The following is a 16,425-nucleotide window of genomic DNA, read 5'->3' as shown; positions in this document are numbered from 1 at the left end:
CTGTCTCCAGGATTTTTTTTTGGCTACGAAGCGTGACGCGTCGCCGGCCGCCACGGCGGGCAGCGGCACTGCTGCGCGGGCTTGGTCCGGATCGACTGGAACGACCGGTGCACCGGGCTGCGACGCGTGTCGCCTTCGTCTGTCGTCCGGCCGCTGATCGGCGGCGCGTCGGGGCGCCGGGTGCGGTGCACCTCGACGCCGCACCGATCGTATGTGCCGGCCGCATGCGCGGCAAACGATATTTCCGCACTGGGTGATGCAACTTTGTCATCAACTTGTGGCGCATCGAAACCGGCTAGGCGGCCCGGCCACCGGCCCCGGACAGGTCCCGTAACCGTACCGAATCAAGCGGTCTCGTCCTGCCCGGGTGTTGCGTTTTGGGAATGAAGTCGTGAGTTAATATCAATAGCGGCCCGACTTGTGGCCACCGACAATGTGTCTCATGGATCGTGCCTCGCGAGGCCGGGGCGTGCCGTCCGGCCGGGTTTCCGGTGGCGGCGCCGCGCGATGCGCCACGCGGCGCACCGGGCCTGCCGAGCTGCGCATCCGCTTGCACAGGGCGCGCGAACGCGCTCCAATCGAATCACGCGGGCGGCGTTGCCGCCGCACCGATCAATCTGTCCCTGAAGAGGAAGTGATGCAATTCAACGACATTCTTGCTGCGCTCGACATCGATCTCGCCCAGTGGAAAGGCAATGCGCTGACCGCGCGTTCGCCGCTCGACGGCGCGACGCTCGCGACGCTGGCGGTTGACTCGCCCGCCGACGCCGAGCGCAAGATCGACGCCGCGCACGACGCATTCCTCAAGTGGCGCACGGTGCCGGCGCCGGTGCGCGGCGAGCTCGTGCGCGTGTTCGGCAACGTGCTGCGCGAGCACAAGGCCGAACTCGGCCGCCTCGTCACGCTCGAAGCCGGCAAGATCACGTCGGAAGGGCTCGGCGAAGTGCAGGAAATGATCGACATCTGCGACTTCGCGGTCGGCCTGTCGCGCCAGCTTTACGGCCTGACGATCGCGTCCGAGCGCCCGGGTCACCGGATGATGGAGACGTGGCACCCGATCGGCGTGTGCGGCGTGATCTCGGCGTTCAACTTCCCGGTCGCGGTGTGGGCCTGGAATGCGGCGCTCGCGTTCGTGTGCGGCGATTCGGTCGTGTGGAAGCCGTCGGAGAAGACGCCGCTCACCGCGATTGCGTGCCACGTGCTGCTCGAGAAGGCGATCCGCGAATTCGAGAAGACCCACCCGGGCGTCGCGCCGAAGGGCCTGAGCCAGCTGGTGCTCGGCATGCGCGATGTCGGCGAGGTGCTGACGTCGTCGAAGAAGGTGCCGGTCGTCAGCGCGACGGGCAGTGTGCGGATGGGCCAGGAAGTCGCGAAGGTGCTGAGCCAGCGTCTCGCACGCGGCATCCTCGAGCTCGGCGGCAACAACGGGATGATCGTCGCGCCGAGCGCCGACCTCGACCTCGTGGTGCGCGCCGTCACGTTCGCGGCGGTCGGCACGGCCGGCCAGCGCTGCACGACGCTGCGCCGCCTGATCGTGCATCGCAGCGTCGTCGACCAGCTGCTGCCGCGCATCGAGAAGGCCTATGCGTCGGTGAAGGTCGGCAGCCCGCTCGAGGAAGGCACGCTCGTCGGCCCGCTGGTCGACCGTGCGTCGTTCGACGCGATGCAGAAGGCGCTGGCAGACGCACGCGAGCAGGGCGGCGAAGTGAAGGGCGGTGAGCGCATCGATGTCGGTCACGCGGATGCGTACTACGTGCGTCCGGCCATCGTGCGGATGCCGAAGCAATCGGCGGTGGTCGAGCGCGAGACGTTCGCGCCGATTCTCTACGTGATGGTCTACGACAACTTCGAGGACGCGATCGACGTGCACAATGCGGTGCCGCAGGGCCTGTCGTCGGCGATCTTCACGAACGACATGCGCGAGGCCGAGCAGTTCATGTCGTCGGCGGGCAGCGATTGCGGGATCGTCAACGTGAACATCGGCACGAGCGGCGCGGAGATCGGCGGCGCGTTCGGCGGCGAGAAGGAAACGGGCGGCGGCCGCGAGTCGGGTTCGGATGCGTGGAAGGCATACATGCGCCGTGCGACGAACACGATCAACTACAGCCGTCAGCTGCCGTTGGCGCAGGGCGTGAAGTTCGACGTCTGACGGAGGGGCCCGCAAGGGCGCGTTGACGTTCAATGACAAGGGCCGGTTGCCGCGAAGGCGGTAACCGGCCCTTGTCGTTTTCGGCGATGCGTGCGCGGCGATGCCCGATCTGCGCCCGCCCGATCACGTATTCATTTGTGAGGGGCCGATCCGTCGATTGCCGGCATGTTCTGCACGACCAGCATCTGCGGCGTCGACAGCGTGATCTGCGACGTCCGCAACTGTTTCAGGATCTCGAACAGCAGGTCGCTCTTCGTCGCGCTCGCGATCCGCGGGCTCGCCACGTAGCCCGTGACGCTCAGCGTGATCCCGTCGGGCGCCAGCTGGCTGAACGTGACCGACGGCGCCGGCTTGTCGAGAATCGCCGGATGCTCGCGATACGCGTCGAGCAGCAGGTCGCGCACCTGCTCGGGGTCGGTGTTCAGCGGGAACGTCAGCATCAGCGTCGCGACGCCCTGCGTGCTGTTGCCCATCGTCACGTTGCGCACGTTCTGCGAGATCAGTTGCGAGTTCGGCACGATCACGGTCGAGCGGTCGCTGAGCTGGATCTCGGTCGCGCGCACGTTGATGCGGCGGATGTCGCCTTCGACGCCCGCGATGCTGACCATGTCGCCCACCTTCACCGGCCGCTCGGTCAGCAGGATCAGCCCCGACACGAAGTTCTTCACGATCTCCTGCAGGCCGAAACCGATACCGACCGACAGCGCGCTGACGATCCACGCAAGGTTGCTCCATCTGACGCCGAGCAGCCCGAGCGCCATCAGCACGAGCAGCACGTAGCCGACGTTGGTGAACAGCGTGATCAGCGACACGCGCATTCCCGCATCCATGCCGAGTGCCGGCATGAACTCGCTGTCGAGCCAGCGGCGCACCGAGCGCAGCAGGTAGAAGCCGATCGCGAACCCGATCACCGCGTTCATGATCCGGTCGGGCATGATGTTCAGGCTCTGCAGCCGCTGGCCGCCGATCATCGCGACCGCGCTGTCAAGGAGGTCGCTCGGCGTCGTGCCGAAACCGCCCGTCAGCAACGCGATCGCCGCGACCAGCATCAGCAGGCTCGTGCCGAGGCCGGACACGACGGTATGGGCCTGGTCGAGATGACGGTCGTCGAGCGCGAACAGGTGCTTGATCTGCCTGCCGGTCGACAGGTTCGCGGAGAACAGGCTTTCGCTCGCGTCGCGCGTCAGCTGCGTCATGATGTAGACGCTGCACAGCACGATCTCGAACCACACAAGCTCGTAGGTGATGAAGCGTGCGACCGTGATATAGCCGATCAGCAGCGCGCCGAGCGACACGACGATCGCCAGCGTGACGCCCGCATGGATCAGCCCCGCGAGCGTCGAGCGATCCTCGGGCGCCTCGCCGGATGCCGCAAGCGCGCTGCGTACGCGATTCGCGCGCAGGATCGACGCGCCGACGGTCAGCGCGACGACGAGCGAGACGATGCCGCGGCCGAACAGCGTGACGGACAGGCTGGTATCGACGATCCGGTTGATCGATTCGAGCGTGCCCGACATCAGCAGCAGCGCGGCCAGCACGCCGGGGAACGGCTTCATCGCGAGCGCGACGGGATCGGCGAGCGCGGGCAGCCGCCACGACGGATGCTTCGTGCAGAGCAGCGCGCGGCCGAGGCCGGCGATCAGCGCGCAGGTCACGGCGAGCTTCGCGAACTGGTCCCACAGATCGGTCATCGACGACGTGAGCTCGGAGTGGCGGGCGAGCGCGAGATAGAGGATCTGGACGGCGACCGCGGTCGCGAGCAGCGTCGAGAACGCCGTGGCCAGCGCCAGCGCACTGCGGCGCAGCCGGGTGGGCGGCAGGCGGTTCAGGCAGAACCACGCGAGCCCGCGTTCGACGATGCGGCGGCCGCCGAGCCAGACCGCGAGCGCTGCGATCATCAGCAGCGTGGTGAGCGCGCGCTGGCCGGGTGTCCAGGACGAGCGCAGCATGTCGCGCAGTTCGTCGTTGAAATCGTCGAGCCGCTGCACGTCGTCCGGCGACAGATGGAACAGCGGCAGCCAGAACTGCGCGCCGAAGATGCTGCCGGAACGGAACGCGAGCTGGTTCTTCAGCAGGCTGCGGTGCAGCTTCGAGAACTGGTCGTTCAGGTTCGCGAGGTTGGTCTTCTGGTCGGCGGCCTGCTTCAGCGCCGCGTCGATCTGCGCCTTGCGCGCGTTCAGCGTCGCTCGCTGCTGTTCGACGGCGGGTGTTTCGGGCGATGCGCCCGGGGCCGGCGGCGGGCCGAGCACGTCGAGCTGCGCCTGGACCTGCGTGCGCTGCGGCGCGAGCTGGCTCTGCAGCTTGTCGACGTCGGCGCTCAGTTCCTGGGTCGCGTCACCGAGCTCGTCGAGCTCCTTGCTGTTGGTCGCGTTCGACGTCTGCTGCTTGATGCGGTCCTGTTGCACCTGCATCTGCTTGAGTTGCGCAACGGCGTCGCTGAGCGAAATCGTCGGCACGGGGACGCCGACGCCGCTCGCGCCCGGTGCGGACGCGGCCGTCGGAAATGCCGATGCGGTCGCGATCGCCGCGAACTGCAGCAGTGCGAACAGCGCGATCCGGCGTGCGTACGTGGATAGTCGTTGTATGGACATGGAATGCTTACGTTTTGCCGACAATGCCGGGTGCCGCAAGGCGCCCGGAAGCCGGGAGTTGGCCCGGTAGCATGTTACCGGGGCATGGCGGCCGCGGCGCTGCCGATCGTGCGCCTTCCCTTTCGCGTACAGCGGTGCCCGCACGGGCATGCGATTGCCGCGCGGGCCCTTGCCGGCGGGGCCGTGACGGTCGCATTCGCAGTCCGGCAGCGCAACGTCGTGACGCCGGCGAACCTTACAGATCCGACAGAACGTTACGCAATTTACACAATAGCCGGCGCGAAAGTGGGGTGTCCGAACCGGTTGGCCATGCAACGCGGCCCGAGCGGCGTGCCGGTACAATGCAGCGAATCGCCCGACGGCGGCCCGCCGGCCGCCGGACAACAAAACACACGACACGATCAGGAGACACGACCAAGATGGTCTCAACGGACAGCTTTCCACAGGCAACCGCCTCGTCCTCTTCCATCGACGCCGGCTCGATTTCGGCCCGCCTCGATCGCCTGCCGCCGACCCGCAGCGTCTGGAAGCTCGTCGTGCTGCTGAGCCTCGGCTTCTTCTTCGAACTCTATGATCTGCTGTACAGCGGCTACGTCGCGCCGGGCCTCGTGAAAAGCGGGATTCTGTCCGCGACGACGCACGGCCTGTTCGGCACCACGGGCGTCGCGAGCTTCATCGCCGCGCTGTTCTCCGGCCTTTTCATCGGCACGATCGCATGCGGCTTCCTCGCGGATCGCTTCGGCCGCCGCGCGATCTTCACGTGGTCGCTGCTGTGGTACACCGCCGCCAACGTCGTGATGGCGTTCCAGGATACGGCAGGCGGATTGAACTTCTGGCGCTTCGTCGTCGGCCTCGGCCTCGGCGTCGAGATGGTGACGATCGGCACGTACATCTCCGAACTCGTGCCGAAGCAGATCCGCGGCCGCGCGTTCGCGTGCGAGCAGGCGGTCGGGTTCGTCGCGGTGCCGGTGGTCGCATTCCTCGCGTACCTGCTCGTGCCGCACTCCCCGCTCGGCCTCGACGGCTGGCGCTGGGTCGTGCTGATTGGCGCGCACGGCGCGCTGTTCGTGTGGTGGATTCGCCGCGAGCTACCGGAGAGCCCGCGCTGGCTCGCGCAGCAGGGTCGCGTCGACGAAGCCGATCGCATCATGCGCGCGCTCGAGGCGAAGGTCGAAGCCGAATACGGCCGGCCGCTGCCGCCGCCCGCGCCGGCCGAGCCGGTGCCGCCGCGCGGCAGCTTCCGCGACATGTGGGTGCCGCCGTACCGCAGCCGCACGATCATGATGACGATCTTCAACGTGTTCCAGACGGTCGGCTTCTACGGCTTCGCGAACTGGGTCCCGACGCTGCTGATCAAGCAGGGCATCACGATCACGTCGAGCCTCATGTATTCGAGCGTGATCGCGCTCGCCGCACCGCTCGGCCCGCTGATCGGCCTCGTGATTGCCGACCGCTTCGAGCGCAAGTCGGTGATCGTCGCGATGGCGGCGGCGATCGTCGTCTGCGGGCTGCTGTTCAGCCAGACGACGGTGGGCGCGTTCCTGATCGTGCTCGGCATCGGTCTCACGCTCGCGAGCAACATCATGTCGTACAGCTTCCACGCCTATCAGGCCGAGCTGTTCCCGACGTCGATCCGCGCGCGCGCGGTGGGCTTCGTCTACTCATGGAGCCGCTTCTCGGCGATCTTCTCGTCGTTCGTGATCGCGGCCGTGCTGAAGGGCTTCGGCACGTTCGGCGTGTTCGCGTTCATTGCCGGCGCGATGGTGATCGTGATGGCCGCGATCGGATTCATGGGGCCGCGTACCAAAGGCATCGCGCTCGAAGCCATTTCGAAGTAGGCGCGGGTTGCGCACGCACGTGCCGCATGCGGCACGCGCGTGAATTTCCGGCGCTTCGAGTTGCCGGAAACGCCCAGCGAAGCAACCTGCCATGCAGCGGCGAAGCAAGCGGCAACGAGTTGAAACAAAGCGTGACGAAGCGCAAAACCGCCGCGAAACCGGGGGTTCGGCCCTGCCGATTCGTGTCCGAGCGGGTAGAATGAAAGACCTGACGACTCATTAGCCGCCATTGGACCGAACGCGTTGTACTGCGAACGACTCCACCGGGAAGAGGCGTCGGCGCCGGGCGCATGCGTGCCCCCGGCATGTCGATGGCTCGCGCGGGAGATGCGCCGTTTGCAACGTGCGGCGGCCGGATCGGCCGATGGCTTCGATCGCATGATGCTCTCCGACCTGACGCGGCGGTTGTCCAGGCCGCGTTGCCGTACCCTGGCGGTCGCCACGTATGTGTGGCTTGCAGCCGCTCTCCCGATTTCCGTTCTCGTCGCGCGGCCAGCCTTCGCTGCGTCCGACGTGCCGCCGGCCACTGCTACGTTTTCCTTATCATCGGCTTCGGCCGCGCATCCGGCTTCGCCAGCGCATGTGTCGTCGGAAGCTGCGCCGGCGTCCGCCGTGCATCATGCGTTACCCGCCAGCGGGGCATCGCCGGCATCCGCTGCGTCCGCGGCCTCTCCGGCTTCCGCGGCATCTGCGGCATCCGGCACATCGGCAAGCGAAGCCGAAGCACCCGCACCGACGCCGCCGCGCCGGCACCCGCCGCTGTCGGCCGAGGAGGCGAAGAACGCGACCGCGCGTGCGATCGACATGCGCAAGCACTTCACGCAGGAAGTCAAGCGACGCCTGAACGTGCCCGCGAGCGAGCAGCGCGCGTATGGCGATCGCCTTCAGAACGCGCTCGCCGATGCGGATCTCGGCGACCTGGCCGGCGAATACGTTGCGCTCGTCGACCGTGCGCCGAACGTGCAGGCGCTGTTCATCTACTTCCGCGCGACGCCGTCCAATGCGTGGCTGTTGATCGGCGCGTCGCCGGTCGCCACCGGCTGGCCCGGCCAATACGATCACTTCCTGACGCCGCTCGGCGTGTTCCACCATTCACCCGACAACATGGACTTCCGCGCGGAAGGCACGACGAACGACAACGGCATTCGCGGCTACGGCATGCGCGACATGCGCATCTACGACTTCGGCTGGGTGGACGGCGAGCGGGGCTGGGGCAAGGGCGGCAAGTCGCCGATGCGCTTCCAGATGCACGCGACCGACCCCGATCGTCTCGAGCCGCTGCTCGGCATCCGGCACTCGAAAGGCTGTGTGCGGATTCCTGCTTCGCTGAACACGTTCCTGGACCGGCACGGCATTCTCGACGACGACTATCAGGCGCGCGTCGAGGCTGGCAAGTCGTTGTGGGTGCTGCGCCGCGATCGCGACATCACGCCGATCGCCGGCCGCTATCTGGTCGTGATCGACAGCGCGCGCAAGACGCGTCCGGCATGGTCGCCGGCGCCGGGACGCAACGCTTGGTCGAAGCTGCCGAAGAGCGGCGACACGGCGGACTGACGACGGCCGCTCCGACGAAGGCGGTGCATGCCGGGATCGCTTCGTCCGGGAGGACGAGGCGTCGTTGTCGAGCAGTGCTCAGCGGAAGATTTTCAGCCAGTCGAACAGGCCGGGATGCGGACGCCGCCTCGGTGCGGGCGCCGGTGCACTGCGCGGCCGGAAGTCTGGCGAAAACTGCGCGTGCGGATCGATCGCGCGCGCACGCAGCGCCGCATCGTAGAACGAGCCGACGATCGGCAGCGCACTGTGCGCGCCCGCGCCCCAGTAGTCGCTGCGCAGCGTCACGCTGCCGTCGTCGAAGCCGACCCATGCACCAGCCACCAGTTGCGGATGCATCAGGATGAACCAGCCGTCCGTGTTGTCCTGAGTCGTGCCGGTCTTGCCCGCGACGTCGACGCGAATCCCGTAGCGCGAGCGGATGTCGGCACCGGTCCCGTAATCGACGACGCCGCGCATCACGTCCACCAGCGTCTGTGCCGCGGCCACCGGCAGCGCGCGTTCGGGCGGCGCGCTGCCGAACGCGGCGAGCACCTTGCCGTCGCGGTCCTCGATGCGCGTGATCATCTGCGGTGCGACGTACACGCCGCGGTTCGCGATCGTCCCGTACGCGGACACCATTTCCTTCAGCGTGACGGGGCTCGTGCCGAGCGCGAGCGACGGCACCGCGTCGAGCGCGCTGTCGCGCACGCCCATCGCGCGCGCGAGCTGCGCGACCCTGGCCGCGCCTTCGCGCTGCATCACCTGCGCGGTGATGCGATTGCGCGACAGCGCAAGCGCGTCGCGCAGCGTCATCGGTGCGTCGGTCGGCGGCTCGGCATCGGTCGGATGCCATACCGCGTGCGCGCCGATCGGGATTGCGACGGGGCGATCGACGAACGTATCGCCCGGCTGCATGCCGTCCGCGAACGCGGCGCCATAGACGAACGGTTTGAACGTCGAGCCCGGCTGGCGTCGCGCCTGCACGACGTGATCGAACGGCTCGCTGCCGAAATCGGGGCTGCCGACCCACGCGCGAATGGCCCCGTTGCGCGGATCGATCGCGACGAAGCCCGCCTGCACCTGCGTCTTGCGCTCGCACAACGTGCGGATGAACGCGCGATTCGCGCCGAGCTGCTTCAGCGCCGCCACATCGGTGAGCCCCGCATCACGCGCGGCGCGATAGTCGGGCGTCTGCCGGATGAAGCCGCGGAACAGGTCGTTGCGCAGCCCGCAGCCGGACGGGTTGTGCCACGCGCTGTCGGCGATTGCCTGCAGGCGATCGGTCTGCTGCGTCAGCGCTTGCGTCGCCATGTCCTGCAGCTGCGCATCGAGCGTCGTGCGCACGACGAGGCCGTCGGCGTAGAGATCGTAGTTGTTGCGGTCGGCCCATGCGATCAGCCACTTGCGCAGTTGCACCGCGAAGTGCGGCGCGGGGCCGGGTTGCGCGGTCTGCGGCTCGAAGTCGACGCGTAGCGGCCGGCGCTGCAACTGCGCGAGCTGCCGCGGCGACAGCATGCCCATCGCCGCCATCCGGGCGAGCACGATGTTGCGGCGCTGTACCGCGCGCTCCGGGTTCAGCACCGGGTTGTAGTAGCTGTTGCCCTTCAGCATTCCGACGAGCGTCGCGCTTTCGACGATGTCGAGCTGGTCCGCCGACTTGCCGAAATAGGTGCGCGCGGCCATCTCGACGCCGTACGCGTTGTACAGGAACGGCACCGTGTTCAGGTAGGTCTCGAGAATTTCGTCCTTGCTGTACACCGTCTCGATCTTGAATGCCGTGATCAGCTCCTTCACCTTGCGCGTGAGCGTCGGCGCGCGGCCGACTTCGTCCGGATACAGGTTGCGCGCGAGCTGCTGCGTGATCGTCGAGCCGCCCTGGCGGCTGCCCGAGAAAGTGTGAAGCCCGGCCGCGAGCGTGCGGCGCCAGTCGATGCCGTGATGCGCGTAGAAGCGGTGGTCCTCGGTCGCGATCAGCGCGTCGACCATGTGCGGCGAGATCTGCTTGAGCGGCACCCATTCGCGATTGACGGGCCGAAACTCGGCGATCAGCTGACCGTCGGCCGACAGCACGCGCGCAGGGCGGTCGATGCGTGCCTTGCGGATGTCGCCGATGCTCGGCGTGAACGGGACGAACGCGAGCAGGACCAGCAGGCCGAGCACCGGTATCGCGGCGAGCGTCAGGGCGACACCGCGGCGCGTCGGATGGCGCAGGCGATGCCAGGCGCCGGCGCCCAGCAAGCGGGCGCCGGTGCGGCAGCGAAGCCACAGGTCTCGAAGAAACGGCACGAAGCGATTCACGGCGGCAGGAGCGCGAGCGGAAAAGGCGCGATCCTAGCAAACCGCGCACCCTTGCCTGTGGCCAAACAGCCCGTTTTCTTGCAGGATTTACAGACGATTACGTTTGTTTCCCGCGGACAACCTTTGGTCGTACGCGTCGCCGCGATTCTTCCGATGAAACGGTGCAGGCCGCTTCGCCGACCACATCCGCGAGGCGCTGCGCGGCCGCTTCCATCCGTGCGCGATCGAACCCGCCGAAGCCGAGCACGAGGCCCGGGCGCGCGGTGCCCGGCGCGAACATCGGCGATACCGCGCGCACCGCGACGCCCGCCTGCGCGGCGCGCGCCACCACGTCGAGATCGTCGATCCCTTCCGCGAGCCACAGCACGACGTGCATCCCCTGATCCCCAGGCTGCACCCACGCGCGCTCGCGCGGCAGCCGCGCGCCGAGCGTGTCGATCAGCAACGCGCGCTGTTCCGCATAGACGCCGCGCACACGGCGAATGTGGCGGTCGAGATGCCCTTTCGCGATGAAGGCGGCGAGCACGTGCTGATCGGCGGTCGGCGCGTGCCGATCCATCAGCACGCGCGCACCGCAGAACGCGGGCACGAGATCGCCGGGCGCGATCACGTAGCCGAGCCGCAGCGACGGGAACAGGATCTTGCTGAACGTGCCGAGATAGATCACGTGTTCTGGATCCAGCCCTTGCAGCGACGGAAACGGATAGCCTTCGTAGCGCAGCTCGCTGTCGTAGTCGTCCTCGACCACCCACGCGCGATGCGCGCGCGCCCAGCCGAGCAGCGCGTTGCGCCGCGCCATGCTCATCGGCATCCCGAGCGGGTACTGGTGCGACGGCGTGACGAACGCCGCGCGTGCGTTCGGCGCGAGACGGATGCCGGCCTCGACGTCGATGCCGTCCGCGTCGACCGGCACGCGGACCATCGCGTCACGCCGCCCGGTGCTCTCGAGCAGTGCAGTGATGCCGCGATAGGCGGGATTCTCGACCCACGCGCGATCGGTCGGGCCGAGCAGGACCTGGCTCGCGAGGTGCAGCCCTTGTTGCGTGCCGCTCGTGATCACGACCTGATCGGCGCTGCAGCGCACCGAGCGCGAGCGGCGCACGTAATCGGCGATCGCTTCGCGCAGCGGCAGCGCGCCTTGCGGATCCGCATAACCGGACGGCGCACCGGCGCCGCGGGCGCGCAGGCGGTTGCCGAGCCGGCGCCAGATGTCGTCGGGTGCGGTGAGCCCGACCGGCACCGAGATCGCGAACGGCACGGCCGGCAACGGACGGAATTCGCGGGCGATCCGCGCGAACGTCGCGGCCGGTTCGGGCAGCCCGGCGTGTGCGGCACGCCGCCGGGCGGCGGGTGGTTCGACGGCTGGCGGAGAGGGCTCGGCGAGCGCGTTCGCGACGCGCGTACCGGCGCCGCCGCGCGCCGCCAGGAAGCCTTCGGCGACGAGCTGCGCATACGCGTCGACGACGGTGCCGCGCGCGACCTGGAGCGACGTCGCGAGCAGCCGCGTGGACGGCAGCGTGTCGCCGGGCCGCACGTCGCCGCGCCGCACCGCTTCCCGCAACGCCTGCGCGAGCTGGCGGCTCAGGTCGCCGGCCGCGCGGTCGAGCACGCCGAGCGACGGGATTTCGACGATCCGGGCGGTTCTGGCCATGATTCTGGTTTGCTGAAATTGTTCGAAACCGGCTCTACAGAATAAACCAGTTAGCGGTCACAATCTGCGCATGACGGGCCGGTTCCGGCCCGTTCCCTGCGAACCCTGTCCGACCGTGGAGCCGCCATGTATGTCCCTGCCGACTTCGCCGAATCCCGCCCCGACGTGCTGCGCGAACTGATCGTCGATCATCCGTTCGGCACCCTTGTCACGCACGGGAAGAGCGGGCTCGACGCGAACCACCTCCCGTTCGAGTTGCTGCCGGGCGACGGCGGCCTCGGCGAACTGCATGCGCACGTCGCGCGTGCGAATCCGGTCTGGCAGGAGGTCGCGAACGGCGACGACGTGCTCGTGATCTTTCGCGCCGGCGACGCGTACATTTCGCCGAACTGGTACCCGAGCAAGCATGCCGCGCATCGGCAGGTGCCGACGTGGAACTACGTGGTCGTGCATGCGCACGGCCGCATCACGGTGCGCGACGACGAGAAGTTCGTGCGCGGCGTGGTCGCACGGCTGACGCGCACGCACGAGGCGTCGCAGCCGGTGCCCTGGAAGATGGCCGACGCGCCGAAGGACTATCTCGACACGATGCTGCAGTCGATCGTCGGGCTGCAGATCGAGATCACGCGGCTCGTCGGCAAGCGCAAGCTCGGGCAGAACAAGGCGGTCGACGATATCCGCGGCGCGGGCGACGCGCTGATCGCGGACGGGAATCTCGCGATCGGGGAGGCGATGCTGGCGGAGGCGGATGCGAAGCGGAAATAGGTCGCGGTGAATCGCACGGGGGCGCGCTACTGCGTATGCGTCGCGCCCTTCGCCCGTTCTCCCGCCTGCGCCAGCGCCCCCCGGATCGCCGCTTCCGTCTTGTCGTACCCGCCCTCGCCATACCGCGTATAGACGACCTTCCCGTTCGCGTCGAGCAGGTACAGCGCGGGCCAGTACTGGTTCCCGTACGCACGCCACGTGTCGTAGCGGTTGTCCTGCGCGACCGGATACTGGATGCCGAAGCGCTTGATCGCATCGGCAACGTTCTTCGCGTCGCGTTCGAACGGATACTCGGGCGTATGCACGCCCACCACGACGAGTCCCTGGTCGCGATACTTCCGATACCAGTCATTCACGTACGGAATCGTATGAATGCAGTTGATGCACGAGTACGTCCAGAAATCGACCAGCACGACCTTGCCGTGCAACTGGTCGAGCTTGAGCGGCGCGCTATTGTGCCAGCGCTCGATGCCGGTGAAGTCGGGCGCGGGCGTGCCGGCCAGCGAGGTGGTCGTGCCCGCGTCGTCGCGGGTGCCGGCGAATGCGGCGAGCCCTGCCGTGGCGGCGAGGGCGATCACGAGGGCGGCGGTCCTGAATCTGGGCAGCATGGCGGTTCTCCGGTGCGGCCGGCCGCCGCGCAAGTGCGCGGGCCGGACAGGTTTCGACAGCCGTCATTGGGCCGCGCCGACGTATCTGCGGTGTGTCCGGCAAGCCGCGCCTGTGCAATGTTGTGTGTCGTCGCGGCGGCGCGATACATTGGGATACAAACGCGCGCCTGCGATGCGGTATAAAAGCGGACATCGCCAGCCGGAACATCACGCCAACGACATCGACTCATGGACAAGATCGACCACGTACTGATCGTCGACGACGATCGCGCGATCCGCGAACTGATCGCGGACTATCTGGAGAAGAACGGCATGCGCGTGTCGCTTGCCGCGAACGGCCGCGAGATGCGCCACGCGCTCGACGACGGCGCGCCCGACCTGATCGTGCTCGATTTGATGATGCCCGGCGAGGACGGCCTCACGCTGTGTCGCGACCTGCGCGCGGGCAAGTTCCGGACGGTGCCGGTGCTGATGCTGACCGCGCGCGGCGAGGAAACCGATCGCATCATCGGCCTCGAGATGGGCGCCGACGACTATCTCGCGAAGCCGTTCGCGGTGCGCGAACTGCTCGCGCGGATCCGCTCGGTGCTGCGCCGCGCGCGCATGCTGCCGCCGGGCATGCAGGTGACGGAGACGGCCGCGATGCTGGCGTTCGGCGAATGGCGGCTCGACACGACGGGGCGTCACCTGCTCGACACCGAAGGCACGCTGGTCGCGTTGAGCGGCGCCGAGTATCGGCTGCTGCGGGTGTTCCTCGACAATCCGCAGCGCGTGCTGACGCGGGACCAGTTGCTCAACCTCACGCAGGGCCGGCAGTCCGATCCGTTCGACCGGTCGATCGACCTGCTCGTGAGCCGGCTGCGGCAGCGCCTGCGTGACGGCGCGCGCGAGCCGCGCTACATCAAGACGCTGCGCAACGAGGGCTACGTGTTCTCGTCGGCGGTGACCGCGGTCGAAGGCGACGCATGAACACGCGCACCCTATGGCACTGGCCGCGCTCGCTGTTCGCGCGGCTCGCGCTGATCCTGTGCGTGGGCCTCGCGCTCGCGCAGACGCTGTCGTTCTGGCTCACCGTGACCGAGCGCGACCAGGCGACCACCAACCTGATGATGGGCTACATCGAGCGCGAGGTCGCGAGCTCGGTCGCGCTGCTCGACCACCTGCCGCCCGACCAGCGCGCCGCGTGGCTGCCGCGTCTCGCGCGGCGCAGCTACGCGTTCATCCTCGGGCCGGGCCAGACGGGCACGCCTCCGGAGGCGCGGCTCTCGGCGCGCGTCGAGCGCTCGATTTCGGACGGCATCGGCGGCGATTACCCGCTGACCGCGAACGCGCTCCCCGGCGATCGCGAGCATCTGCAGGTGCATCTGCGCCTGACCGACGGCTCGCCGCTGACGATCGACATCCACCCGATGTCGACGGTGCCGCTGTCGGGCTGGCTGCCGGTCGTGCTCGCGCTGCAGCTCGCGGTGCTGGCCGCGTGCTGCTGGCTCGCGGTGCGGCTCGCGACGCGGCCGCTGAAGCAGCTCGCGCAGGCGGCCGACGCGCTCGGCCCCGACCTGAAGGGCGAACGCCTGAACGAGGACGGCCCGTCCGAAGTCGCGCGCGCAGCCCGCGCGTTCAACGCGATGCAGGACCGCATCGCGCAGTACATGGCCGAGCGCATGCAGATTCTCGCGTCGATCTCGCACGACTTGCAGACACCCATCACGCGGATGCGGCTGCGCGTCGACGTGATGGACGACGGTGCGCAGGGCGCGAAGCTGCGCCAGGATCTGCTCGAGATGGAGCATCTGGTGAAGGAAGGCGTCGCGTATGCGCGCACGCTGCACGGCACGGAAGAGGCCGCGCGCCGCATCGATCTCGACGCACTGCTCGACAGCATCGTGTGCGACTACACGGATGCGGGGCAGGACGTCGCGCTGCACAGTGGCGGGCCGCTCGCGCTCGTCACGCGGCCGAAGGCGCTGCGCCGGATCGTCGGCAACCTCGTCGACAACGCGCTGAAGTTCGCGGGCGCGGCCGAGATCGACGTGCAGCCGGCACCGGGCGGCGGCGCGGTCATTGCGGTGCTCGATCGCGGCCCCGGCATTCCGGACGATCAGCTCGACGCGGTGTTCGAACCGTTCCGGCGCGTGGAGACGTCGCGCAATCGCGAGACGGGCGGCACGGGCCTCGGCCTCGCGATCGCGCGTCAGCTCGCGCTCGCGATGGGCGGCACGCTCACGTTGCGCAACCGGCCGGACGGCGGCGGGCTCGAAGCGCGGTTGACGCTGGCGAACGCCGCGTGATGTGGCGTCAAGGGCATTGCGGGTTTCGAATCGAAGCGGCCCGCGTCACACGCGCTGCAGATGCGCGTCGACAAGCGGTGCAAGCGTATCCGCATGCATCGCCGCGAGATCGTGGCGGCCGCCCGGCACGACATGCAGCTGCGCATCGGGCAGCCGTTCGAGCAGGCGCCGGCCGGCCGCGACCGGACTGATCGGATCGTCATCACCCCACAGCAGGAGCGTCGGCTGCGCGATGCGGCCGAGGTCATGCGACAGGTCGGCGCGAAACGTCAGGAACCAGTCGGGCAACTGCGGGTTCGCTTCCGCGAAGGCGGCGCGCCAGTCCTGCGCGCCGAGCCCCTGCATGTCGAGGCCGCCGGACGTGACCGTCAGCACCAGGTGCGTGACGAGCGCCGAACGTTCGAGCGCCGCGCGCATCGCGATCACGCCGCCCATCGATTGCGCGATCACGGCGGTCGGCCGGTCGATCGCGGTCAGCACATGGCGCACGAGGCCGTCGAAGTCGTCGACGGTCGAATCGCGCGGCGTGTCGCCGAAGCCCGGATAGCCGACGATCCGTCGCGCGGCCGGATGCGCGAGGCGGCTCGCGAGCGGTTGCCAGAACGCGGTGCTGCCCGACGCGCCGGGCAGGAAGAGCAGTTGCGATGGAACGGGCATGACGGGATGGTTTTCCGGGAAGCGAAGTGGGTTGAACAAGGCGTGAC

Annotated in this window: 11 protein-coding genes; 6 read left to right on the top strand and 5 right to left on the bottom strand. The window is 68.4% G+C overall.

All coding sequences use genetic code 11. From position 1 onward, the window contains the following. Positions 1-637: 637 nt before the first annotated feature. On the top strand, positions 638-2,149 hold the full coding sequence (locus LGM71_RS32505; RefSeq protein WP_059598724.1) for an aldehyde dehydrogenase family protein: 1,512 nt from the start codon (positions 638-640) through the stop codon (positions 2,147-2,149). 131 nt (positions 2,150-2,280) lie between these two features. Here the strand turns inward: LGM71_RS32505 and LGM71_RS32500 are convergent, their stop codons facing one another. Beyond that, the gene (locus LGM71_RS32500; RefSeq protein ID WP_226118605.1) at positions 2,281-4,740 is read right to left on the bottom strand and encodes a DUF3772 domain-containing protein; all 2,460 of its coding nucleotides are present in this window, start codon (positions 4,738-4,740) and stop codon (positions 2,281-2,283) included. 419 nt (positions 4,741-5,159) lie between these two features. Between LGM71_RS32500 and LGM71_RS32495 the strand changes: the two genes are divergently transcribed. Together LGM71_RS32495 and LGM71_RS32490 are read left to right on the top strand one after the other, a co-directional pair. Further along, the gene (locus tag LGM71_RS32495) at positions 5,160-6,578 is read left to right on the top strand and encodes an MFS transporter (RefSeq protein ID WP_226118603.1); all 1,419 of its coding nucleotides are present in this window, start codon (positions 5,160-5,162) and stop codon (positions 6,576-6,578) included. A gap of 327 nt (positions 6,579-6,905) precedes the next feature. After that, positions 6,906-8,132: a hypothetical protein gene (locus LGM71_RS32490; protein WP_226118601.1), complete on the top strand. Its 1,227-nt coding sequence runs from the start codon at positions 6,906-6,908 to the stop codon at positions 8,130-8,132. Positions 8,133-8,210: 78 nt separating this feature from the next. On the opposite strand, the gene LGM71_RS32485 is transcribed toward LGM71_RS32490, so the two are convergent. Next, positions 8,211-10,409: a penicillin-binding protein 1A gene (locus LGM71_RS32485; protein WP_226118599.1), complete on the bottom strand. Its 2,199-nt coding sequence runs from the start codon at positions 10,407-10,409 to the stop codon at positions 8,211-8,213. Between the two features lie 97 nt (positions 10,410-10,506). Further along, on the bottom strand, positions 10,507-12,060 hold the full coding sequence (locus tag LGM71_RS32480; RefSeq protein ID WP_226118597.1) for a PLP-dependent aminotransferase family protein: 1,554 nt from the start codon (positions 12,058-12,060) through the stop codon (positions 10,507-10,509). 126 nt (positions 12,061-12,186) lie between these two features. On the opposite strand from LGM71_RS32480, the gene LGM71_RS32475 reads away from it, so the two are divergent. Continuing rightward, positions 12,187-12,825 carry an FMN-binding negative transcriptional regulator gene (locus LGM71_RS32475; protein WP_226118595.1) on the top strand — a complete coding sequence of 213 codons (639 nt, stop codon included), beginning with the start codon at positions 12,187-12,189 and terminating at the stop codon, positions 12,823-12,825. A 26-nt stretch (positions 12,826-12,851) separates the two neighbouring features. Here LGM71_RS32475 and LGM71_RS32470 read toward each other — a convergent pair whose 3' ends face one another. Then, complete coding sequence (locus LGM71_RS32470; RefSeq protein ID WP_226118593.1) at positions 12,852-13,433, bottom strand: thioredoxin family protein; 582 nt, start codon at positions 13,431-13,433, stop codon at positions 12,852-12,854. Between the two features lie 228 nt (positions 13,434-13,661). On the opposite strand from LGM71_RS32470, the gene LGM71_RS32465 reads away from it, so the two are divergent. After that, entirely contained in the window at positions 13,662-14,402 is a 741-nt protein-coding gene (locus LGM71_RS32465; RefSeq protein ID WP_226118591.1) for a response regulator, read from the top strand. Continuing rightward, positions 14,399-15,721, top strand: coding sequence for an ATP-binding protein (locus LGM71_RS32460; protein WP_226118589.1), 1,323 nt, complete (start codon positions 14,399-14,401; stop codon positions 15,719-15,721). The genes LGM71_RS32465 and LGM71_RS32460 overlap by 4 nt, the downstream gene beginning before the upstream one ends. A 45-nt stretch (positions 15,722-15,766) precedes the next feature. Here the strand turns inward: LGM71_RS32460 and LGM71_RS32455 are convergent, their stop codons facing one another. Continuing rightward, entirely contained in the window at positions 15,767-16,378 is a 612-nt protein-coding gene (locus LGM71_RS32455; protein WP_059598715.1) for an alpha/beta fold hydrolase, read from the bottom strand. Positions 16,379-16,425 lie beyond the last annotated feature (47 nt).

It is taken from the genome of Burkholderia sp. AU33545 (assembly GCF_020419685.1).
GTDB classification, from domain to species: domain Bacteria; phylum Pseudomonadota; class Gammaproteobacteria; order Burkholderiales; family Burkholderiaceae; genus Burkholderia; species Burkholderia diffusa.
Note: the sequence above shows the minus strand (reverse complement) of the source record. Positions and strands in the feature narration are given on the sequence as shown.